Raw genomic sequence first — 20,980 nt, forward strand, 5'->3', positions numbered from 1 at the left:
CTACATCACCTTGACGGCGCGGCCGATATACAGGATCGGCCCAGTCGGCCTGCCTGTCGGCGAGCCTGTTTGCGGCTCCAGCGTGATTTCAAACAGTTGATCGGGCTGCAGCGGCGGCAGCTTGTCCAACGTCAACTTGAGGCTTTGCCCCGGCGTGACAAGGCCCAGCGAGACGGGGGCGCCCCAGTCCTTGCCCTTGGTCCAGAATTGCAGGGCCTTTTGCTGCGGCACGGCAGTCGGCCCCAGCGGGATCAGGCTCAGGTCGCGGTTCTTGCCGCCGCGTCCGCCCGCCTGCACGATCCAGCCCGGCGATTTATCCTGCGGCGCCACCAGCACCACCAGGTAGCCGGGTCCGGCTGGCGCTTGCAGTTGCGTCGTGGCCAGCACGGCCAGCGCGGCCGTGGCCGCCAGGCCGCCGCCGGCCAGCAGTCTCCAGAAGGCCAGGCTGTTCCACCACGCCTGCCAGCCGCCCGCCTGCCGCACGGCTTTCGGCGTGAACAGGCTGGCGCTGATGCGCGGCCACAGCTGGGCGGACGGCGCTTCGGGCGGCGCCAGGGTCGTCAATGGCAGCAGACGTTGTTCCCAGGCGTCGACGGCGTCGCGCAAGGCGGGCTCGCGTGGCAAACGCTGTTCCACTGCCGCGCGTTCGGCCAGCGCCAATGTGCCCAGCACGTATTCGCCGGCCAGTCTTTGCAGTTCTTCGTCGCTGTCGATCATTGCATGCACTCCCGCAAGGCGGCCAGACCCCGCTTGACCCAGGCCTTGACGGTTCCCAGCGGCGCTTGCAGGCGCTGCGCGATTTCGCTATGGGAACAGCCATCGACATAGGCGTACAGGATGCTGTTGCGTTTGCCTTCATCCAGGTGGCCGAGGCAATCATGCAGCTTGCCCAGGTCCGCCTGGTCGGCATAGGCCTCGCCCGTATCATGGCCTAGTCGTTCGTGCAGCAGGGTTTCCACGGTATCCTCGTCGGCTGACAGTTCATGGGCGCGGGCACGCACCACGTCCAGCGCCTGGTGCCGCACCACCACATAGATCCAGCCCTTGCCGCTGCCGCGCGTGGCGTCGAAACTGCCGGCGCGGCGCCAGATGTTCAGGAAGGCGTCGTGCAGCACGTCTTCGGCCAGAGCCCGCTGGCGCACGATGCGCAGGGCCACGCCCAGCAGGTAGCGGCTTTCCTGCTGGTACAGGCCATGCAATGCCTGCTGCTCGCCCCTGGCGCAGGCGCGCAGGGCGGCATCGTAATCGTAAGGGGCGGCTGGCGTTGGCAAGGTTGGCGCAATCGTCAAGGTTTAACGGTTAGCAAGTTTTCAATGCCGAGTATAGGCCAGAATCCAGCTTGCCAACCGTCAATTTAACGCTGTTATGCTGCTTTCCAGAAGATGTAGTCAGCCTGGTAGGGCACCCATTGTTTGGCGCCGATGGATTCCATGCCGCAGGGGCTGCTTGGCGCCACGCCACCGCTGGTGGCCACGCGCTGGATGTAGCTGACGCCCTGCATGGCGCCGCTGCCCGTGGCCGGGTTGGCTTTTACCAGTTGATACGGGATGTTGCCCGCGCCGGCCGGCGCCACGGCCACTTGCGTCGCCGTCACCTTCGAGCCATCCAGGTTGGCCCAGGTGGCAGGTGGCCCGACATACGTGCCCACTTGCATGCCGCTGCGGTCGTTCAAGGCCGCGTCCGGTCCCACGAAGACCCATTCATGGCCCGTCATGTCTTTCTTGGCCTTGCATTCGTAGGCGATCTTGCCCACGCCTACCGTCTGCATGGCCACCTGGTGGCCATCGGGCACTTTCACGGCGTTGGGCAATTGCTCCTGCGAATAGCGCGCGCTCATGGGAGCGCAGGCGCTCAGCAGCAGGGCGGCACACAGCACGGTGAGGGAAGGGGCGGTATGGCGTGGGGCGATGATGGCATGCATGGCGGACTCCTGGTAGTTGGCTCAACCGGCTGGTTGATATCATTACTACGCAGGGGTTTGCCATTTGGATGCAGCCAGGAAAAAAAAATTTATTCCGGCGTTTCTTTCTTGCTGAAACGCTGCGCCAGTGCCAGCACGACGGGCATGGCGGTGGTGGCGTGCTTGAGCAGCGCGCCGCTAGCCCGCAGCAGCGGCAGGAAACGGCGCGGACGCACGAGCACGAGGCCCAGCACGGCGCCCCCTATCATCAGGGGAATTTTGAAGCGCGTGGCCAGGGTGTGGCGCAGATTGCCGCCCGTGAGCGGTTCCAGCAATTGCCGCGTCTGCACGCCCAGGGCCAGGCGCTGCAGCGCGCATTCGGCCAGCAGCGCATCGCGCCGCTGCGCCAGGCTGGCGGCCGTATGCACATGCGACAGTTTGGTGGGATGCGTGGTCATGGCCGCTCCGATCCCCGGCGGGCCAGCAGTTGCAGCTCGTCCAGGTCTTTGTTCAGTTCGGAAAGTGTGAAGGACAGCAGTTTCGGCTTGCTGCGGAAACTGACGCGCACGCCCAGTAGGGTAGCGATGGCGGCGACGATGAAGACGGCGGCCGTGATGGCGATGGCGGCGATGCGGTGCGTATCCCAAAATAATACGATGACGAGGAACACGATCAATACGAGGCCGACGAACAGGCACAGCAGTGCCAGCATGGCCAGCGCCAGATAGGACAGGAAGCGCAGCGACTCTTCTTCCATTTCCACGGCCGCCAGGGCCAGACGGGTCTGGACGATGGCGGCGAGGGTCGCTGCGACTTGGGCGACATGGTGCACGATAGCCATATGCTGCCTTTCGCGTCAGGAGACGGCCTATGCCGTCGGTGCTGCGTCGGTACTAACTAGCGGCGTGACGAGGAAAGCAGCAGGCCGAACAGCACACCCACGACGGCGCCCGCGCCCACGGCTTTCCATGGATTGTCCTGCACGTATTCGTCGGTGGCCTTGGCCGCCTTCTTGGTACGTTCGAGCAAATCTTCTTCCAGCTTGATCAAGTCTTTCTTGGCCGTTTCCAGGGTGGCGATGAACTTGTCCTTGACGGCTTTGACATTCTCGCCCGTCTGATCCTTGGCGCCATCGAGCCAGCCTTCCGCTTCGTCGATGACGTTCTTCAAGTCGCCGACCAGTTTGTCGCGCGCCTTGTCGGCGTCGGCGAGGATGCTGTCGTTGCTGGATTTTCCGGTATGTATCGAGCTCATGTATTACCTCTTGGAAGTGAAACTGCACAGTGAAATACCAGTGTAGGCAGCTGCGGCCAGGCTGTCTTGCGCCGCCTCAAGGGCTACCGCGGCGCAAGGGGTATTGCTTAACGGAAAGCAAAGTCCAGTACGACGCCTGCAAACACCGCTGCTCCTAGCCAGTTATTATGCCGGAATGCCGCAAAACACGGCATACGCTCGCGTGCGCGGATCAGGGTGTAGTGGTAAACGGCGCAGCCGGCCGCCACCACCAGCCCCGCGACGAACCAATAACGCAAGCCCAGGTACCAGCCGCATGCGAGCCACAGCAGCAGGAAAACGGCATAGCAGAACATGACGATGGCCACGTCGTAGCGGCCGAAAGTGATGGCCGACGTCTTGATGCCGATTTTTAAATCGTCGTCGCGGTCGACCATCGCGTATTCCGTATCGTAGGCCACGGCCCAGAAGACATTTCCCAGCAGCAGCAGCCAGGCGACGACGGGCACGGCATCCGTGATGGCGGCAAAGCCCATGGGGATGCCGAAGCCGAAGGCGATGCCGAGATACGCTTGCGGAATGGCAAAGAAGCGCTTGAAGTAGGGATAGGTGCCGGCGATGATGACGGCCGCCACGGACAGTTGCTTGGTCAGCGCATTCAGGGGCAGGATCAGGCAAAAGGCCAGCACGGTGAGCACGCCGGCCACGGCCAGCGCTTCCTTGCCACTGATGCGTCCGCTGGTGATGGGGCGCTCCGCCGTGCGCTTGACGAATTTGTCGATATCCTGGTCGGCGTAGTCGTTGATGGCGCAGCCGGCCGAGCGCATCAGGAAAGTGCCGAGAGTAAAGATGAGCAGCAGCCGCCAGTCCGGCACGCCCTGCTGCGCCAGCCACAGCGCGCACAGGGTAGGCCACAGCAGCAATACGGTACCGATAGGCTTGTCCAGCCGTATCAGGCGGAAATACAGCGCCAGCTTGTTCATGGAAGACTCGATCTTGTTGAAGAGAAAGGTCGATTATCGCAAATAGTACGTAAATGTACTATTTTGCGCCTGGGGCGCTAGTCGTCGTCTTCGCACAAGGGGGTGATGCCGGGCAAGTTGCAGCTGGCGATGGCCGCGCACAGGGCGTCGATGGCCGCCTTGCGCGTAAAACTCTTGCGCCACAGCATCACTACCCGGCGCGATGGCACGGGTTCCGCGAACGGCCGGTATTCGAGCATGCCGTCGGTGGCGTGCATATTGGCGACGGAGGCGCGCGGCAAGACGGTCAGGCCGATGCCGCTGGCCACCATGTGACGGATGGTTTCCAGTGAAGAACCTTCAAACGTGCGCTGCATGCCGTTGCCGGGCGAGGAAAAACGCGCCATTTCGGGGCACACTTCCAGCACCTGGTCGCGGAAACAGTGGCCATTGCCCAGCAGCAGCATGGTTTCCGATTTCAAATCCTGCGCGGCGATTTTGTCGCGCGCCGTCCATGGATGCTGGCGCGGCATGGCCACGACGAACGGTTCGTCGTACAGTTCCTGCATGGCCATGCCGTGTTCGGGCAGGGGCAGGGCCATGATGGCCACGTCCAGTTCGCCCTGGCGCAGCAATTCGAGCAGGCGTACCGTGAAGTTTTCCTGCAAAATCAAGGGCATCTGCGGTACCTGGTCTATCATGGCCTTGACCAGGGGCGGCAGCAGGTAGGGGCCGATCGTGTAGATCACGCCCAGGCGCAGGGGACCGGCCAGCGGGTCCTTGTTTTGCTTGGCGAGTTCCTTGATGGCGGCCGTCTGTTCCAGCACGCGCTCGGCTTGCGCAATGATCTGCGCGCCCAGAGGGGTGACGGAGATTTCCGCGCCGCCCCGTTCGAACAGGACGACGCCCAATTCGTCTTCGAGTTTTTTGATGGCCACTGACAGGGTGGGCTGGGCAACGAAACAGGCTTCGGCGGCATGGCCGAAGTGCTTCGCTCGCGCGACTGCAACGATATATTTCAGTTCAGTCAGTGTCATAGCTTGATTGAAACACAGGAAGTACTTACTTGCAATGAATGAAAGGTGGCGCAAACGTGAAACTGTCGCGTCGATGGCGTATTGTAGCGGATCGCCCCCTATAATGCGGGACCGGGCGGCGGAGGGAGAGGGCAATGGAATTGCAGATACAGGCGCTGGAAGCGGCAATCAATTACTGGCGTGTCAGGCAACCGGCGCGCGGCAATGAATATGCGCTGTCGCCGCCCGTCAGCCGACTGGCCCGCGTGTATGCGCTGATGATTTATTACCGGCAAGATCGCATCGCCGAAGAGGGCCTGGAACCGGCCGTCCTGGCCTTGATCGATGCCTGGCGCCGCGATGGCGGCGGCATCCAAGGCGATAGCCACGCCTGAACGTGAGCATGTCGTGACCGTATTTAACCCAACAAGAGATATCCATGCCTGATTTTGAAAACAAACTGTGCGGCCGCGACGAACTGCGCGCCCGCGCGCAAGCGCTGCCGAAACCGGTGGTGGTGACCAACGGCGTGTTCGACATCCTGCACCGCGGCCACGTGACGTATCTGGCGCAGGCGCGCGCGCTGGGCGCTTCGCTGATCGTTGCCGTGAATACTGATGCTTCAGTGAAACGTCTGGGCAAGGGCGACGACCGTCCCCTGAACAATTGCGAAGACCGCATGGCCGTGCTGGCCGCGCTGGAAGCGGTGAGCCTGGTCGTGCCGTTCTCGGAAGACAGCGCCCTGGAAGTGGTGCAGGACATCGAGCCGGAAATCTATGCCAAGGGCGGCGACTACGATATGGCGGCCATTCCCGAAGGGCGTGCCGTGCTCGCGTATGGCGGCCAGGCCGTGGCCATCGATTTCGAGCACGACCGTTCGACCACCAAGCTGTTGACGAAAGTGCGGGCGCAGCAGGGCTGAAGGCCGCCGTCAATGTTTCCATACAGATAAAAAGACGTTACTATGAGAACTGCCAGCGCTGCGACTTCGTTTCGACAGCCCCAGCACGTTACACCGTCTGATTGCATCGTTTGTCATAGAAAATAAATGGATCATAAAACTTCTGGGGATTGGCCACTGCCCTCCGGCGCCTGGTACGTCGATGACGAGGGCGCATGGAGCATGCAGCGCAGCGCGGACGGCCAGAACGTCTCGCCCTTGGTGAGCGATGCCGATATCGGCAAGCTGATGCTCGCGCGGCGCCTGCCCGCAGCCGCCGGCGCACCCGTGCGCCAGTTTCCGCCCGAATTCTCGTTCGACCCCGCTTCGGGCGCGGCCTTGCAAGTGCCGCCCGACACTTCCGCCACGCCGCCGTGGGTGCCGCCGTACGGCGCTTATCCCGTCAGCGACGTGCCGCCGGCCGGCCCTGCCGGCTTGCGCCAGGCCAGCGTGCCCCTGAAACTGGCCGACCAGCGCGCGCGCGAAGAGCATGCGCAGGCCGATGCCTCGCTACCCATGCCGCCGCCCGGCGAATACGAATTCTTTTCCGCCCAGTTCGGCACCAGCGCGCCCGCGCTGCTGGCGCTCGACCCGCGCAAGGCCGTCCTGCACGCGTGGCTGCCCGCTTCGAAACGCTGGCTGGCGCTGGACCCCGACTATGGCAGCCTGCTGGCCGAATCGGACCTGGCCCACGGCGCCTGGCGCGCCGAGCTGGTGCCGGAGTTCAATAGCGTGCTGGTCTTGCCGACCAGCCATGGCCTGGCCTGCATCCGTCCCGACGTGCCTTCGCTCACCTACGTGGTCGAGCACGTGGGCGGCGCGCCGTGCGTGGCCAGCCCCGTCTGGTTCCAGAACCGCCTGTGGGCGCCGCTGCGCGACGACGATGGCCGCATCCGCTTCGTCAACCTTGATGCCGCACAAAAGCCGGGCAGCGACGTACTGCTCGACGGTGTGGTCGACCTGGGCGCCGTCAGCGCGCCCGTGGCCTACAACCGCATGGCCGTGTGGCCCTGCGCCAACGGCCAGCTGCGCTTGCAGCTGCAGCCGGACGGCAACGTGGCTGCGTCGTTTACGCCCTGGCCCGAAGGGCTGGTGCCGCATTTCGAATTCGGCAGCCCCTATGTGTCGCGCGACGGCGGCCTGTGGCAGCTGTGCTTCGAGCGCAGCCGCGGCACCTATGTCTACGTGAAGCTGGGCGCGCAGGCCGAACGGGCCGACGCGCTGGCGCCGCGCCTGTGTTCGGGCAGCTTCAATTACCGCTTCGCCACCAAGCTGAAAACGGCGCCGTGGGAAGAGCCGGAACACGGCGACGATGGCGGCAAGAACCAGGCCGTCATGCCGCTGCTGGAATCGAGCGTTGGCAACAGCGTCTTCGGCGTCAAGTTCGCCACCAGCGCCGGCCTGTCGAGCGTGCTGCGCTCGAACGAGCGCCTGGCGGCCCAGCTGGTGCAGGACGACGAGTTGCGCGAAACCGTGTTCCACACGTTCGCCGTCAGCGAGCCGTGGCGTGTGCGCCTGTTTGTCCATGAAGGCATGCTGTGGGCGTACCACCCGCTGCTGTCGCGCATCGATGGCTGGGCCTTGCAGGCATGAAAGCGCGCGTCCTGATCGCGGCCTGCGCCGCTTTGCTCAGTGCGGCCGGCGTGCAGGCGGCTGGCATCCAGCAAGCGTTTCTCGTGCAAAACTCGGGCTGGATGGAGCCGTTTTACACGGATGAACATTCGCAGCTGAAAGCCCTCGTGGGCGCCGTGGCGCAGGCCGCCACCAGCCCGTCCGATAAAGTCTACACCCTGGCCTTCAGCCAGAGCAGCGGCAGCAATGTGTCGCCCGCGCTGATCGGGCAGGGGCAGGGCGGCGCCGGCGTGGCGGGCCAACTGGCGAACTTGGGCCTGGCGCGCAAGAGCGCCGGTGGCGCGCTGGCCGACACGGATTTCCAGGAAGCCGTCACGAAGACCATCACGGGCCCGTTCCAGTCCGCCTCCGGCATCGTGTGGATTTTTACGAACAACAAGAATAGCCCGAACAACGACAGCCAGACGGCCGAGCGCAACCGCGACTTTTACCGGCTGCTGCATCTGGAACCGTCGATCACCAAGACGGTGGTGTTTCCGCTACGCATGCCCGTGCAGGGCAAGCTGTACAGCGCCAAGGGCTTGATGGTGTATGCGCTCGCATACGGCCAGCCCGCGTCGGAGGCTTTGACCCGCATCCTGGCCGAAGGGCGCTTGTCGCAAGTGCTGACGCGCCCGCCTGCGCGCTTGAAACCGGTGGACCAGGATGCCGTGCGCATCGTGCCCCAGTCCGTCAAGAACAGCGCCAATGTGCACGCCAGCCTGGGCCGCGACGGACGCACCATCGTGCTCGACGTCGACGCGGCGAACCTGGTACCGCAAGTGGTGCTGCAGGCGTCCCTGCAAAACATGTTTTTCCCGTACGTAATCGACAGCGCCAAGGTGCACGCCAGCCTGGCCGGCCAGAATGCACCGCTGCACGTTGCGCCGGATCAAATCCGCCAGCTGCAGCCGGGCGCCAGCCAGTCCGTGCAAGTGCAGTTCGCGCTGCCGATGGCGCAGATACCGTCGCCGTGGTCGGCGCAGGCGATCACCGCCATGGGCAAGCAGGTGATGCTGCCCATGCAGGCGCAGGTGGGGCTGTCGGAACAGCGGCTGGCGCTCGCGTCCAGCTTCGGCAAGGATTTGCAGGAACTGTTCCCCGGCGACCCGATCTCGGATATGTTTACGCCGCCCGACAGCGTGCGTGCGTCGCAAGCAACGATACCACTGCTGGTGCGCATCCAGTATCCGCTGCTGCCCGTGCTGGTGATACTGGGCGGCATCCTGGCGCTCGTGCTGGGCTTGCTGGCGCTGGGCCTGGTCGGCACGCGCGCCACGCGCTATAAGGTGATGGCCGATGGCGTGCAGCGGCAAGTGCTGTTAAAACCATTCAAGAGCGTGCAGATCCGCGACGATGACGGCCGCGACATTGGCGAACTCAAGCGGGGCCTGGGCAAACCGGCCGTCGTGCGCGTGGCCGAGGGCCATACCCTGAGCCTGGCCTGAACACAGATTCCTTTTTAAACTAGTCAATTCCACCAGAGGCATACCATGGCGCAAGACACTCCCAAAGACAACGCAGGTTTTACCTTGCCAGCACCGGCGTCCGCGCCGCCTGCCGCCGATGCACCGGCTGCCGGCGCAGCCGCCACCACCGCAACGACCGAGCCTGCGCCAGCGCTCGACCCTGCCAGCACGACCGATACGTCGTCGCGCGACACCCTGATCGGCGGCGTCGTGCTGTTGCTGCTGTTCATCGCCTTTTTCTTTGCCAAGAATGCCTATGCGAATGGCCTGGTCGCCAAGCGCGTGCCGCCGAACAAGGCCAATGCCTCGGGCTGGTGGCTGTTCATCTTCCTGGCCAGCCTGGCGACCGGCGTCGTGCTGGCCGCCGTGAACGCGCATAAATTCCTCGCGCCATTGTTCATGGGACCGCTGGTGCTGGTGGGCCTGGTTGCGTTACTGTTGACCTTTACTTCCAGCCGCCGCTAAGCACGCCGTAACACGTTTTATCCAAGGAATCACCATGGCAGAGAACCTGAACCAAACCATCACCGGCGGCGCCAGCGAGCGCAAGCAGGACAAGATCATCGAACTGCGCCCGACCCTGTTCATCGGCATCGGCGGCACGGGCATGCAGGTGCTGATGCGCGTGCGCCGGCGCGTCCTCAACACCTTGTGGGGCGGCGCGGGCAACCGCACGCGCATCGAGGGGCTGGCCGACTTTCCCATCGCGCAATTCATCCATTTCGACCTCGACAATGGCGCCGTGATCGAAAGCGGCGAGTCGCAGGCGAAGGACTTGCAATTCGACCAGGTGAAGTTCACGGATGATGACAAGGTGGTCGAATCGTTCGACATGGACAAGTACAGCCGCGATGAAGATTCCTTGGAAAAATATCCGCACATCAAGGAGTGGCTGCCGTTGACGCCGCAGCGCATCCGCGAATTGCGTTTCGACATGAGCAGCGGCGCCGGCCAGATCCGCGCCGTGTCGCGCCTGTATTTCTTCGACAAGTACGCGAAGATCCGCGACAAGATCCGCCTGAAGCTGAAAGCCTTGAAGGCGGGCCTGTCGCACGAGCGCCAGCTGGCCGAACTGGGCTTGCGCATGGAAACGAACCGTTTCCGCATCGTCATCGTCGGCTCCGTGGCGGGCGGCACGGGGTCCGGTTCCTTCCTCGACATGGGCTTGCTGGCGCGCTGGCTGGCGCGCAGCGAAGTGGGCGCGGCCGACGTCGAGCTGATGCTGTTCTTGCCGACCGGCTACACCAAGGCCAACAAGGACCGGGTCGAGGCCAACGGCTACGCGGCGCTGATGGAGCTGGAATCGGCGATGATGGGCAACAAGGGCTACGTGGGCCGCTGGGATGCCTACGACCGTCCGGAACTGACGCGCGAGCCCTACAGCGAGGTCTACCTGATCGATTCGGGCAACCTTGCCCAGCAGCACACCAAGGATGTCAGCGACGTCTACCACATGGTGGCCGATTCGCTGTTCGAGGATTTCGCCTCGGCCGACTTCGCGCGCGCCAAGCGCTCGATCGCCGTCAACCAGGCGCAGCACAAAAACTCGCTGTACAACGCGCCCGTGCCGCAAGACCGCTTCGGCGACATGCGGCTGTATTTCTCGAAGCGCTTTTCCTCGTTCGGCATGGCCGTGCTCGACACGCGCCAGGAAGCGGCGCGCGACGAGCGGGCCCACCGCTGGGCCGGCGCCATGCTGCAAGCGTTCTTTGGCGTGGGTGGCACGGATGCGGGCGCCAACCGGGCCACGGATACGCAGCGCGATAACTTCCTCGCCGCCAATATGTTCCTGAAGGGCACGCCCTTCAGCGATTTCCCCGAGTTTTCCGACAAGAGCATCGAACTGAAGCGCTCCAGCGGCGACTTCATCGATTTCCGCGTCGTCGACGAATTGCTGGAAGACCGCCACGGCCACTTGCTGGCAGGCGTGGAAAACCGGGTCAACACGCGCATCAACGATATCCGCACGGGCTTTGACCGCAGCGAATGGCCGGCGCAAGTGCGCGATGCCATGAAGCACCTGGAACGCGACGCCGTGCGCGACCAGGATTCCACGGCCGACACGACGGAAGACCGCATCAGCAAGCGCCGCCGCGAAGTGCTGGAAGACGTCAAGAAAGTCGTGCGCGACCAGCTGTATGGCTACCTGGACAACAAGGAATTCGGCGGCCTGGAATACGTGCTGTCCCTGGTGGAACAGATCAAGGACCGCATCGAGGCGCCGGGCAGCGGCTTGACGGCGCAGATCGGCAACAATGCCGAGCGTTACCGTGAAATCAAGGAAGCCGTGCGTTCGCGTGAATACGAGCGCCTGCTGAACAACCTGGAACAGACGCGCAGCACCTTCGGTTTCCTCAGCAACGGCGAAAAGCAGGCGGGCGTGGTGATGGATCATTTGCGCACGGAAATGGCGAATGCCTTGAAATTCCATCTGCGCGCCAAGGCGGCGGACGAGTCCGTGATTTTGCTGGGCGAACTGTCGCGCTGGCTGGGCAATCGTGTCGGCGTCGACGCGCAAGGCCGCGCGCAGTGGAATGGCCTGGTGGGCGAGCTGCAATCGGGCCGCGAAGGCGTGCTGGCCATGCTGGCCGAATTGAAAACGGCGAACACGATTTTGCAAAAGGACCTGGACAAGGAACACGCGACCCTGATCGTCATTCCCGTCACGGAAAAAGACATCGCGCTGCCATCGGCGGCCACCTTGCGCCAGTGGGCCGATGAAGCGTTCAAGGACATGGGCGGCTCGAAAGCGCTGTTCCCCATGCTGGGCGAACCGGCGCAGCGAGGCTTGATCCTGGCCAAGGTCACGCGCATGGCCGAAAACATGATCGCCACGACCAGCCTCGTGGAAGGGGCGACGAGCACGCCCGACCCGCTGTTCGAAGCGCTCGAACAGATGGAGGTGTCCGAACGCCTGGACCGTTTCCGCAAGCTGCTGGCCTGCTCGATGCCGTGGATCGACGCCAATATGGCGGGCGACTTCACGGTCGTGTCGGACCAGTTCAAGTGCGTGATCGGCGTGGCCAACGCGGCCGCCTTCAAGGCGAAGTTCGGCGCCGAGCTCGAATCGTGCATGCCGACCCAGGTGGGCATCACGGTGAGCCAGCTGGAAATCGTCGAAACGGGCATCCGCGGTCGCGCCGTCTGCTATTGCGAGCTGGCCGGCGTGCCGATGACGGTGCTGCGCGGCCTGGAAGGCTGGCGCACCAGTTACCGCAAGGAAGGCGACAACGACAAGGCGCCGACCCACACGCATATCGACCCGACGCAATTCACGCACCCGATCGCACCGAACACGGACGAGATGAAGCGCCTGGCGGAAGATTTCGGCGAATTCCTGCAAGCGATCATGCTGGGTGTGCTGACGCGCCACACGGGCCGCGTCGTGCCGCCGGGCCAGTACCAGTTTGCCGTCGAGCCGGGCGACTTGCGCCGCATCGGCAACGAGCGGGCCATACGCCAGAACGGCATGCCCGCCTCGTACGAGAAAAATATCGCCCTGCGCATCGAGGAAAAATTGACGGCGCTTGACGCCGTGCAGACGGCCGCCATGGCGGCGCTGGCAAAATACTATGAACGCACCGTGTATGCGCCCAAGCTGGTGGCGCAGGCCGATGGTTCGCAGCTGCCCTACGTCGGTTTTGGCAGCGCCATTTCCGCCGAAGTGGGTGCGCGCCTGCGCGAGTCGGCGCGCCGCAAGGGCATGGCCAGCGACGAGCTCGACCGCACGGTGCAAACCCTGCTGGGCCGCCTGAAGGAATGGGCGAGCGTCATCGGCGACTCCGACAGCGATGCCTATGACTGGGAAGTGCGCGAGCCGGAAGCGGACGGCCAGCCGCGCCTGAAGTACGCGATCAAGGCGGAAATGCTGGAAGCGGGGCGCCTCGAGCAATTGCTGCGCCCGGCCGGCGCGGCCGTTGCTCCGGCGGCGGCCGTGTTCGGCATGGCGCCGCCACCGCTGGGCGGCATGCCGCCGCCGCTGGTGGAATACCAGTATTTCCTGGGCATCAATGGCCAGCAGCAGGGACCGTTTACGGCCCAGCAGATCGTGCAGTACGTGCAGGCGGGACAGGTCGCACCGGCCACCACCAAGGTGTGGCGCGCCGGCTTGCCGGCCTGGGCCGACCTGGCCCAGTTCCCCGAACTGGCGCCCTTGTTCCTCAGCGCGCCGCCACCGTTGATGCCGCCGCCCCTGTGAACGCTGGAATGACGCTGGAATGAAGGAATAGTTTTGGATATTTGCAACAAATGCAAGACGGGCCTGTGGACCGTTGTCAGCCATTGCCCGTACTGCGGTCACGTGGTGGCGGGTGCTGCCCAGCCAGCCGCGGCCGTGCCGCCGCCGCTGCCTGTGCCAGCACCTTTGCCAGTGCCAGCACCGTCGCCGGTAGCGCCCAAGCCGTCGCCCGTGCCGGTGGCGCCTGCGCCTGCGCCGAAGGCGGTACCGAAACCGGCTGTCGTTCCACCGCCAGCGCCGCCGAAGCCGGTCCAGCCGCAAGCCGTGCCCAAGCCCGCGCCCGTGCCGCCATCGGTGCCACCCGTGCCATCACCGCCGCGCAAGTGGCTGCGCTGGCTGGGCGGTATCGCCGTGCTGGCGGCCGTCATCGTCTACATGAATGGCAAGCCGGGCGGCAAGAATGAATCGGCCTGCAATGACGCCATCGATAGCGGGCTCAAGCTGGTAGCGGATGGCAGCCTGGACGGCGCCCGCCAGAAGCTGGCGACGGCGAAGAATGTATGCACGGGCAAGTCCAGCGCGAAGGCCGACGATTTGCAGGCGGCCATCGGCAAGGCCGGTGCCGCGTCTAGCGGCTGCCAGCGCAGCGTGCGCGCCATCGAGCGCGCGATCGACGGCCATCAATTGCAGAGCGCCGCCAAGGGCATTGCCGCGCTCGACATCGATTGCGCGGGCGCATCGAGCGTCGATTCCTTGCGCAAGCAGCTGGCGCGCCAGCAGGCGGCAGCCGCGTCCGTGCTGGTGGGCGTGCGCCAGGCGCTCGACGGCAAGGATGCGACGGCGGCACAAAATGGCATCGCCAGGCTGGAAGCGATCGACCGCGAAGCGGTGGAATTGCCGCAGTTGAAGGCGGACGTGCAGGCGCTGTCGGCGCCTGCTCCTGTTTCTGTCCAAGCCCCGGCGCCGGTATCAATGCCGGCACAGCAGGAACCGGCGCCCGCGCGCGCGGTCGAACGCTCAGCGCTGGCCGAACGCCGTCCGCCGGAAACGGCGCCCGTCGATAGCGGCGCGGCCATGCGCAACGAGATGGCGCAATCGTTCCTGCGCGATGCCGAGCGTTCTTTGCTGGAAGGCAAATTCGATGCGGCCAAGACGTATCTGGAAAGCGCGCGCCGCGTCGATCCGGGCAATGCGCGCATCGACAATTTGTCGCGCCGTATCCGCGAGCGCGAACGGCAAGTGCTGCAGACGGAAACAACGATCAATTAGCAATCTGGGGAGTCACCATGCTGAACCACACCACCATGCGCGCTGCCGCTGCGCTGACCATCGCGGCCATGCTGGCCGGCTGCGCCACGGCGCCGATGAACCCGAACGGCGTACGCCAGGACAGTTCCTATCCGCAAGGCGGAACCCAGGCGGCCACGGATGAAGACCCGTGCAGCGTGGGCACCTCGGCCGCTGCCGGCGCGGCCGTGGGAGCGCTGCTGGGGGCATTGGCGGGAGGCAAGAATGGCGCGCTGAAGGGCGCGGCCATCGGCGGCGGCCTGGCGGCGGCCGGTTGCCTGGCCATCAATGTCAATTCGCGCCAGACCAAGACGGCGGCACAGGCCGACCGCGACTATATCCGCACACGGGGCGCGCTGCCGCGCGAGCCGCAAGTGGTGTCGTACACGCCGCAGCTGAGCGCCTCGACCGTCAAGCGAGGCCAGCCGTTCAAGGTCAATTCCGTGGTGGAACTGGTCAACGGCAGCGCACAAAGCGTCAACGACGTGCGCGAAGAGCTGGTCGTGCTCGATCCGCAAGGCCAGCCGTTCAAGTCCGGCTCGAAAGCGCTGGCCAGCAACAACAAGTCGGGCGGGCGCTTTGAAAACTCGTTCCAGCTGACCTTTCCGGAAGGCGTGTCGCAAGGCGTGTATGGCGTCAGGACGAATCTGTACGTGAACGGCAAGCTGGCCGCCACGCGCGACTTGCGTACGCAGCTGGTGATGCTGGATGTGGATACGCGCGTTGACGCGCAGCTGGCGCTGCGCTGATCGCCGTATGCAAACGGGTAGGTCGGATTAGCGGGGTAAAGCCCCGCGTAATCCGACAACACCACTAACGCCAACAATGTTGTCGGATTACGGCCCCTTGGGCCTAATCCGACCTACGCGCCGCCCTGGTAGCCATGCTGGCGCCACGCTTCGTAGACGACCACGGCCACCGTATTCGACAGATTCAAACTGCGGTTGTCCGGGCGCATCGGCAGGCGGATGCGTTGTTCGGCGGGAAAGCCGTCGCGCAGGGCCGGGTCCAGGCCCTTTGTTTCCGAGCCGAACACGAACACGTCGCCCGGCAGGAAGGCCACGTCGCCGAACGGACGCGAGCCGCGCGTCGTCATGGCGAACATGCGGGACGGGTCGGGCTGGGTGTCGGCCAGGAACGCGTCCCAATTCTTGTGCACCTTCATGTTGGCGTAATCGTGGTAATCGAGGCCGGCGCGCTTCATCTTGGCATCGTCGAGCGGAAAGCCCAGCGGTTCGACCAGGTGCAGCTGCGCGCCCGTATTCGCGCACAGGCGGATGACGTTGCCCGTATTGGGCGGGATTTCAGGTTCTACCAAAACAACGTGAAACAAAATGCTCTCCTTATATAAGTGATGCTAGCGTGGCGGCGTGCGCGCCACCACCAGTATGCTGACCCTGGCCGCGCCCGCGCTCTTGCAGGCGGCCGCCAGGGCGTTGACGGTATGGCCGCTGCTCATCACGTCGTCGACGATGCCGACATGACACCCTTGCAATAGCGGCGCGTGTTCGGGCGCGATGGCGAATGCGTGCGCCAGGTTGGCTTGCCGTTCCTGCGGCGCCACGCCGCTTTGCGCCCGGGTTTCGCGCACCCGCAGCGCCAGGCGGGGCTGCAGCGGAACGTCCAGCAGGCGCGCCAGCGGACGGGCAATTTCCAGCGCCTGATTAAAGCCCCGTTCGGCCAGCCGGGCCGGGCCCAAGGGCACCGGACACAGCAACTGCGGCGCCTCCCACTCTGGTTGTTGCTGAATTGCAACATGCAGCAGTTGCGCAAACAGGGGCGCCAGCGCCAGGCGCGCGCCGAATTTCAGCTGCAGCAGCAACTGGTCGACGGGCGCCGCATAATCAAACGCCGTGATCGTGGCGTCATACGCGGGCCTGTGGCGCAAACAGCGTCCGCACAACAACGCCACCTCGATGTCCGCGAGCGGATTGGCGCACTGGCGGCAGCGGTGGCGCAGTTGCGCCAGATACTGCGCGCGGCAGGGCGGGCACAGCACTTGCGAGCAGCCCATGCCGCACAGCGCGCATTGCGCCGGCAGCACCGTGGCGCCCAGCCACAGCCGCAGCGCCTGCCACGCGGCATCAAGGCGGTGCCGGGTGGCCGTCCGCATCGCGATGGCCTCGTTCCATGTACACTGCCGACATTATCTCACCTCACCCGATTCAACATGCCAGTTCCCACCAGTCCGCCCAAAATGAGTGCGCCCATCGATGCGGTGCAAGTACGCGATTTCTTTTCCCGTCCGGCGCGCGTCGCGCCATCGGACTTCCTGCGCCGCGAAGTGTCGGCACGCATGCACGAGCGCCTGGAGCTGGTGAAAATCACGCCCTTGCGCGTGCTCGACGCCGGCTGCGGCCCGGGCGCGGACTTGGCGCAGTTGCACAAGGATTATCCCGCCGCGCAGATCATCGGTCTCGATGCAGCGCAAGCGATGATGCAGGCGGCGCGCGCGCCCGCGTCGAAACTGGCCGGCCTGAACCAGTTCCTGAGCAAACTCTTGCCGGCCAAGGCGGGTGTGGATTTGCTGTGCGGCGACCTGGGCGACTTGCCGCTGGCGGCCAACAGCGTCGACCTCGTATGGTCGAACCTGGCGCTGCACTGGCACGCCCAGCCCGACCGCGTGTTTGCGGAATGGCGGCGCGCGCTGCGCCTCGATGGCTTGCTGATGTTTTCCTGTTTCGGTCCCGACACCTTCCGCGAAGTGCGCGACGCCTTTGCCGAGGCGGACTTGTATCCGCACGCCTTGCCCTTTGTCGACATGCACGACTTTGGCGACATGCTGGTCGAGACGGGCTTTTCCACGCCCGTGCTGGACATGGAGATCATCACCGTGACCTACGACACGGCGGAAAAACTGCTGGCGGACGTGCGCGCCTTCGGCGGCAATCCGCTGACCACGCGCCGGCGCGGCCTGATGGGCAAGGCGGCCTGGCAGCGCATGCTGGCCGCGCTGGAAAAGATGCGCCGTCCCGACGGCAAGCTGGGCCTGAGTTTCGAGGTGATCTATGGCCACGCCTTCTGTCCCGCGCCGCGCGTGACGCGCAACGGCGAGGCGATCATCCGTTTCGACCTGCCGCGCAAGCCCAAATAAAAGGGCAAAGAAACCGACACTTGGTCGGCATCCGCGCATGGATGTTGCAGCAAGCGTTGCAAAGCGCGCGGCGGCCGGGAGACGTGCGCGCACAAAGCCGATTATTGCTTGATGGATTCAAGTTTACTTGATTATAATCGTTGATTGTTTGTCAGCTTGCCAAGTAGAAAAAACAAGGGCTGCATACAAAATAAAAAAAACAAAGCGAGACGAATTCGAAGTTACTGCATTAGTATAGTAACCATCTTCCACACGAGGCCATTTCGATGTGGGGAAGAAAAACAGGGTTCCAGCATGGTTGTGCGCCGCCGTTTTTGCTGCGGCAGCCAGCATGGAATTCGCTGGTGCTTGACGCGCATGGCCGTATTCCGGCCGTGTTGCTTTCATGGAGGAGCGGCAGCGGTCCAGTACGGAGAAGTCCGCAGCCGTTTAAAATATCATTATTTTTTGGGTGGTTGGGGAAAACATGACACATGCAAAGCGACTTCAATCGTTGCTGCTCGGGCTGTCTTTGACAGCGTTTGGCATCGGGCGATGGGCCACGGCGGCACCGGCTGCCGGCACCTATCCCGGCACCGGCGGTCCCGTGCCGCTCGAAATGAATCTGCAGCCGCCGGCGACACAGATCGCCCATGAAATCTACGATTTGCACACCCTGATGATGATCATCTGCCTGGTGATCTTCGTGGCCGTGTTCGGCGTCATGTTTTACTCCATCTTCAAGCACCGCAAGTCCCTGGGCCACAAGCCGGCCACTTTCCACGAAAGCACCACCGTCGAGATCGCCTGGACCGTCGTGCCTTTCCTGATCGTCATCGGCATGGCCCTGCCTGCCACGCGCACCGTCGTCGGCATGAAGGATACCTCGAACGCCGATATCACCATCAAGGCCACGGGCATGCAGTGGAAATGGGGCTATGACTACCTGAAAGGCGAAGGCGAAGGCATTTCCTTCCTTTCCAACCTGTCCACGCCGCGTTCGCAAGTGGGTGCGCCGGGCGCGCCGCCGACGGAAAAACGCGGTGAAAACTACCTGATCGAAGTCGATAACGAAGTCGTCGTGCCGGTCAACAAGAAGATCCGCATGGTACTGACGGCCAACGACGTCATCCATGCCTGGTCCGTGCCCGCCTTCGGCGTCAAGCAGGATGCGATTCCCGGCTTCGTGCGCGACACCTGGTTCAAGGCCGACCATATCGGCACCTTCCGCGGCAATTGCGCCGAGCTGTGCGGCAAGGAACACGCGTTCATGCCCATCGTCGTCAAGGTCGTATCGAACGAAGACTACAAGGCCTGGGTTGATGTAAAACAAAAGGAAATGGCCGCATTGGCTGATGATCCAAGCAAGGTGTGGACCATCGACGAATTGAAGGTCAAGGGCGAGAAAGTGTATACGGCCAACTGCGTGGTCTGCCACCAGGCGACGGGCAAGGGCGTGCCCGGTGCGTTCGCGCCGCTGGACGGCTCGGCCGTGGTGAATGGTCCGAAAGCGGCACAGATCCACGTCTTGCTGAACGGGCAAAAGAGCGGCAAGTATCCCGCTGAAATGCCAGCCTGGAAACAGCTGTCCGACACGGACATTGCCGCAGTGATCACTTACACGCGCAATTCGTGGTCGAACAAGGCCGCAGAGAACATCGTTCAACCAGCCGAAATCGTGGCTGCACGCAAGTAATTAGGAGCCGCATATGAGTACTAGCACGAGCACCTTGGACCACGCCGGTCACGATCACGACCATGCCCACGACCACCCGACTGGCTACCGCCGCTGGCTGTTTGCCACCAACCACAAGGATATCGGTACCCTGTACCTGTGGTTCTCGTTCATCATGCTGCTGTCGGGCGGCGTGCTGGCCCTGATGATACGCACGGAACTGTTTCACCCAGGCCTGCAATTTTTCCACCCAGAATTTTTCAATCAGCTGACCACGATGCACGGCCTGGTGATGGTGTTTGGCGCCATCATGCCGGCCTTCGTCGGCTACGCCAACTGGATGATCCCGCTGCAAGTGGGCGCGTCCGACATGGCGTTTGCCCGCATGAACAACTTCTCGTTCTGGTTGCTGCCACCGGCCGCGCTGCTGCTGGCCACGTCCTTCCTCGTGCCGGGCGGCGCCACGGCTGCCGGCTGGACCCTGTATGCGCCGCTGTCGACGCAGATGGGGCCCGGCATGGACATGGCGATTTTCGCCATGCACCTGATGGGCGCCTCGTCCATCATGGGTTCGATCAACATCATCGTCACCATCCTGAACATGCGCGCACCCGGCATGACCCTGATGAAAATGCCGATGTTCTGCTGGACCTGGCTCATTACCGCCTATCTGCTGATCGCCGTCATGCCCGTGCTGGCCGGCGCCATCACCATGACCCTGACGGACCGCCATTTCGGCACCTCGTTCTTTAACGCGGCAGGCGGCGGCGACCCCGTCATGTACCAGCACATCTTCTGGTTCTTCGGCCACCCCGAGGTCTACATCATGATTCTGCCGGCCTTCGGCATCGTCTCGCAGATCCTGCCCGCGTTTGCCCGCAAGCCTTTGTTCGGCTACGCCTCGATGGTGTACGCCACGGCCTCGATCGCGATCCTGTCCTTCATCGTCTGGGCGCACCACATGTTTACCACCGGCATGCCGGTGACGAGCCAGCTGTTCTTCATGTACGCGACCATGCTGATCGCCGTGCCGACAGGCGTGAAAGTGTTCAACTGGATCGCCACGATGTGGAAGGGTTCCATGACGTTCGAGACGCCGATGCTGTTCTCGGTCGGCTTCATCTTTGTGTTCACCATGGGCGGCTTCACGGGCCTGATCCTGGCCGTCACGCCGATCGACATCCAGCTGCAGGATACCTATTACGTGGTGGCGCACTTCCACTACGTGCTGGTGGCCGGTTCGCTGTTCGCCCTGTTCGCCGGCTTCTACTACTGGTCGCCGAAATGGACGGGCCACATGTACAACGAGACGCGCGGCAAGATCCACTTCTGGCTGTCGCTGATCACGTTCAACGTGACCTTCTTCCCCATGCACTTCCTGGGTCTGGCCGGCATGCCGCGCCGCTACGCCGACTATCCGGCGCAGTTCACGGACTTCAACATGATCGCCTCGATCGGCGGCTTCGGTTTCGGCCTGATGCAGGTGTACTTCCTGTTCTTCGTGGTCTTGCCGACCATCCGCGGCGGCAAGGCTGCGCCGGCGAAGCCATGGGAAGGCGCGGAAGGCCTGGAATGGACCGTGCCGAGCCCGGCACCTTTCCACACGTTTGAAACGCCGCCGACCGTGAAATGAGGTA

The 20,980-nt window shown here is 63.7% G+C and carries 22 protein-coding genes; 11 read left to right on the forward strand and 11 right to left on the reverse strand.

Annotation, left to right across the window (positions count from 1 at the left end; translation table 11 throughout):
• The 8 genes from BLU39_RS22135 to BLU39_RS22170 form a co-directional block, all read right to left on the reverse strand.
• Entirely contained in the window at window positions 1–717 is a 717-nt protein-coding gene (locus BLU39_RS22135) for an anti-sigma factor (protein ID WP_092716906.1), read from the reverse strand.
• Complete coding sequence (locus tag BLU39_RS22140; protein WP_232731300.1) at window positions 714–1,289, reverse strand: sigma-70 family RNA polymerase sigma factor; 576 nt, start codon at window positions 1,287–1,289, stop codon at window positions 714–716. Before BLU39_RS22140 ends, BLU39_RS22135 begins: the two co-directional genes overlap by 4 nt.
• Window positions 1,290–1,363: 74 nt before the next feature.
• A complete protein-coding gene (locus BLU39_RS22145; RefSeq protein ID WP_092716908.1) occupies window positions 1,364–1,921 on the reverse strand; it encodes a DUF3455 domain-containing protein in 558 nt (185 codons plus the stop codon).
• A gap of 89 nt (window positions 1,922–2,010) precedes the next feature.
• Complete coding sequence (locus BLU39_RS22150; RefSeq protein ID WP_092716910.1) at window positions 2,011–2,358, reverse strand: hypothetical protein; 348 nt, start codon at window positions 2,356–2,358, stop codon at window positions 2,011–2,013.
• Window positions 2,355–2,741, reverse strand: a complete 387-nt coding sequence (locus BLU39_RS22155; protein WP_092716913.1) for a phage holin family protein — start codon at window positions 2,739–2,741, stop codon at window positions 2,355–2,357. The genes BLU39_RS22150 and BLU39_RS22155 overlap by 4 nt, the downstream gene beginning before the upstream one ends.
• Before the next feature lie 56 nt (window positions 2,742–2,797).
• Window positions 2,798–3,154: an ElaB/YgaM/YqjD family protein gene (locus tag BLU39_RS22160; protein ID WP_092716915.1), complete on the reverse strand. Its 357-nt coding sequence runs from the start codon at window positions 3,152–3,154 to the stop codon at window positions 2,798–2,800.
• 107 nt (window positions 3,155–3,261) lie between these two features.
• Window positions 3,262–4,116, reverse strand: coding sequence for a 4-hydroxybenzoate octaprenyltransferase (gene ubiA / locus BLU39_RS22165; protein ID WP_035824713.1), 855 nt, complete (start codon window positions 4,114–4,116; stop codon window positions 3,262–3,264).
• Between the two features lie 77 nt (window positions 4,117–4,193).
• Complete coding sequence (locus BLU39_RS22170) at window positions 4,194–5,132, reverse strand: hydrogen peroxide-inducible genes activator (RefSeq protein ID WP_092716917.1); 939 nt, start codon at window positions 5,130–5,132, stop codon at window positions 4,194–4,196.
• Between the two features lie 134 nt (window positions 5,133–5,266).
• Between BLU39_RS22170 and BLU39_RS22175 the strand changes: the two genes are divergently transcribed.
• From BLU39_RS22175 to BLU39_RS22215, 8 genes are all read left to right on the forward strand, one after another.
• On the forward strand, window positions 5,267–5,506 hold the full coding sequence (locus tag BLU39_RS22175; protein ID WP_092716919.1) for a DUF3717 domain-containing protein: 240 nt from the start codon (window positions 5,267–5,269) through the stop codon (window positions 5,504–5,506).
• A gap of 44 nt (window positions 5,507–5,550) precedes the next feature.
• The gene (gene rfaE2 / locus BLU39_RS22180) at window positions 5,551–6,033 is read left to right on the forward strand and encodes a D-glycero-beta-D-manno-heptose 1-phosphate adenylyltransferase (protein WP_092716921.1); all 483 of its coding nucleotides are present in this window, start codon (window positions 5,551–5,553) and stop codon (window positions 6,031–6,033) included.
• Window positions 6,034–6,159: 126 nt separating this feature from the next.
• Complete coding sequence (locus tag BLU39_RS22185; RefSeq protein ID WP_139178440.1) at window positions 6,160–7,644, forward strand: hypothetical protein; 1,485 nt, start codon at window positions 6,160–6,162, stop codon at window positions 7,642–7,644.
• On the forward strand, window positions 7,641–9,110 hold the full coding sequence (locus tag BLU39_RS22190; protein WP_092716925.1) for a hypothetical protein: 1,470 nt from the start codon (window positions 7,641–7,643) through the stop codon (window positions 9,108–9,110). Before BLU39_RS22185 ends, BLU39_RS22190 begins: the two co-directional genes overlap by 4 nt.
• Before the next feature lie 45 nt (window positions 9,111–9,155).
• Window positions 9,156–9,596: a hypothetical protein gene (locus BLU39_RS22195; RefSeq protein WP_092716927.1), complete on the forward strand. Its 441-nt coding sequence runs from the start codon at window positions 9,156–9,158 to the stop codon at window positions 9,594–9,596.
• Window positions 9,597–9,630: 34 nt separating this feature from the next.
• Window positions 9,631–13,329 carry a tubulin-like doman-containing protein gene (locus tag BLU39_RS22200; protein WP_092716930.1) on the forward strand — a complete coding sequence of 1,233 codons (3,699 nt, stop codon included), beginning with the start codon at window positions 9,631–9,633 and terminating at the stop codon, window positions 13,327–13,329.
• Window positions 13,330–13,362: 33 nt separating this feature from the next.
• Window positions 13,363–14,577, forward strand: a complete 1,215-nt coding sequence (locus BLU39_RS22210) for a hypothetical protein (RefSeq protein ID WP_139178442.1) — start codon at window positions 13,363–13,365, stop codon at window positions 14,575–14,577.
• Between the two features lie 17 nt (window positions 14,578–14,594).
• Complete coding sequence (locus BLU39_RS22215) at window positions 14,595–15,344, forward strand: hypothetical protein (RefSeq protein WP_092716938.1); 750 nt, start codon at window positions 14,595–14,597, stop codon at window positions 15,342–15,344.
• 113 nt (window positions 15,345–15,457) lie between these two features.
• Here BLU39_RS22215 and trmL read toward each other — a convergent pair whose 3' ends face one another.
• Together trmL and BLU39_RS22225 are read right to left on the reverse strand one after the other, a co-directional pair.
• Entirely contained in the window at window positions 15,458–15,928 is a 471-nt protein-coding gene (gene trmL / locus BLU39_RS22220; protein ID WP_092716941.1) for a tRNA (uridine(34)/cytosine(34)/5-carboxymethylaminomethyluridine(34)-2'-O)-methyltransferase TrmL, read from the reverse strand.
• Window positions 15,929–15,952: 24 nt separating this feature from the next.
• Window positions 15,953–16,708 carry a ComF family protein gene (locus tag BLU39_RS22225; protein ID WP_092716944.1) on the reverse strand — a complete coding sequence of 252 codons (756 nt, stop codon included), beginning with the start codon at window positions 16,706–16,708 and terminating at the stop codon, window positions 15,953–15,955.
• A gap of 57 nt (window positions 16,709–16,765) precedes the next feature.
• Here BLU39_RS22225 and BLU39_RS22230 point away from each other — a divergent pair, with 57 nt between their 5' ends.
• Complete coding sequence (locus tag BLU39_RS22230; protein ID WP_254789034.1) at window positions 16,766–17,689, forward strand: methyltransferase domain-containing protein; 924 nt, start codon at window positions 16,766–16,768, stop codon at window positions 17,687–17,689.
• A gap of 123 nt (window positions 17,690–17,812) precedes the next feature.
• Here the strand turns inward: BLU39_RS22230 and BLU39_RS28360 are convergent, their stop codons facing one another.
• Complete coding sequence (locus BLU39_RS28360; protein WP_139178444.1) at window positions 17,813–18,076, reverse strand: hypothetical protein; 264 nt, start codon at window positions 18,074–18,076, stop codon at window positions 17,813–17,815.
• Between the two features lie 79 nt (window positions 18,077–18,155).
• Here BLU39_RS28360 and coxB point away from each other — a divergent pair, with 79 nt between their 5' ends.
• Both coxB and ctaD read left to right on the forward strand, forming a co-directional pair.
• Complete coding sequence (gene coxB, locus BLU39_RS22235) at window positions 18,156–19,364, forward strand: cytochrome c oxidase subunit II (protein ID WP_092716952.1); 1,209 nt, start codon at window positions 18,156–18,158, stop codon at window positions 19,362–19,364.
• 13 nt (window positions 19,365–19,377) lie between these two features.
• On the forward strand, window positions 19,378–20,976 hold the full coding sequence (gene ctaD, locus BLU39_RS22240) for a cytochrome c oxidase subunit I (RefSeq protein ID WP_034749009.1): 1,599 nt from the start codon (window positions 19,378–19,380) through the stop codon (window positions 20,974–20,976).
• Window positions 20,977–20,980 lie beyond the last annotated feature (4 nt).

Origin of the sequence: Janthinobacterium sp. OK676, from assembly GCF_900103595.1 — a bacterium.
In the GTDB taxonomy this organism is placed as follows: Bacteria; Pseudomonadota; Gammaproteobacteria; order Burkholderiales; family Burkholderiaceae_D; genus Janthinobacterium.

Coding starts and splice junctions, on each gene's coding strand:
- BLU39_RS22135 (WP_092716906.1), bottom strand. CDS start 717: ATGATCGACAGCGACGAAGAACTGCAAAGACTGGCCGGCGAATACGTG.
- BLU39_RS22145 (WP_092716908.1), bottom strand. CDS start 1,921: ATGCATGCCATCATCGCCCCACGCCATACCGCCCCTTCCCTCACCGTG.
- BLU39_RS22150 (WP_092716910.1), bottom strand. CDS start 2,358: ATGACCACGCATCCCACCAAACTGTCGCATGTGCATACGGCCGCCAGC.
- BLU39_RS22155 (WP_092716913.1), bottom strand. CDS start 2,741: ATGGCTATCGTGCACCATGTCGCCCAAGTCGCAGCGACCCTCGCCGCC.
- BLU39_RS22160 (WP_092716915.1), bottom strand. CDS start 3,154: ATGAGCTCGATACATACCGGAAAATCCAGCAACGACAGCATCCTCGCC.
- ubiA (WP_035824713.1), bottom strand. CDS start 4,116: ATGAACAAGCTGGCGCTGTATTTCCGCCTGATACGGCTGGACAAGCCT.
- BLU39_RS22170 (WP_092716917.1), bottom strand. CDS start 5,132: ATGACACTGACTGAACTGAAATATATCGTTGCAGTCGCGCGAGCGAAG.
- BLU39_RS22175 (WP_092716919.1), top strand. CDS start 5,267: ATGGAATTGCAGATACAGGCGCTGGAAGCGGCAATCAATTACTGGCGT.
- rfaE2 (WP_092716921.1), top strand. CDS start 5,551: ATGCCTGATTTTGAAAACAAACTGTGCGGCCGCGACGAACTGCGCGCC.
- BLU39_RS22185 (WP_139178440.1), top strand. CDS start 6,160: ATGGATCATAAAACTTCTGGGGATTGGCCACTGCCCTCCGGCGCCTGG.
- BLU39_RS22190 (WP_092716925.1), top strand. CDS start 7,641: ATGAAAGCGCGCGTCCTGATCGCGGCCTGCGCCGCTTTGCTCAGTGCG.
- BLU39_RS22195 (WP_092716927.1), top strand. CDS start 9,156: ATGGCGCAAGACACTCCCAAAGACAACGCAGGTTTTACCTTGCCAGCA.
- BLU39_RS22200 (WP_092716930.1), top strand. CDS start 9,631: ATGGCAGAGAACCTGAACCAAACCATCACCGGCGGCGCCAGCGAGCGC.
- BLU39_RS22215 (WP_092716938.1), top strand. CDS start 14,595: ATGCTGAACCACACCACCATGCGCGCTGCCGCTGCGCTGACCATCGCG.
- BLU39_RS22225 (WP_092716944.1), bottom strand. CDS start 16,708: ATGCGGACGGCCACCCGGCACCGCCTTGATGCCGCGTGGCAGGCGCTG.
- BLU39_RS22230 (WP_254789034.1), top strand. CDS start 16,766: ATGCCAGTTCCCACCAGTCCGCCCAAAATGAGTGCGCCCATCGATGCG.
- BLU39_RS28360 (WP_139178444.1), bottom strand. CDS start 18,076: ATGAAAGCAACACGGCCGGAATACGGCCATGCGCGTCAAGCACCAGCG.
- coxB (WP_092716952.1), top strand. CDS start 18,156: ATGACACATGCAAAGCGACTTCAATCGTTGCTGCTCGGGCTGTCTTTG.
- ctaD (WP_034749009.1), top strand. CDS start 19,378: ATGAGTACTAGCACGAGCACCTTGGACCACGCCGGTCACGATCACGAC.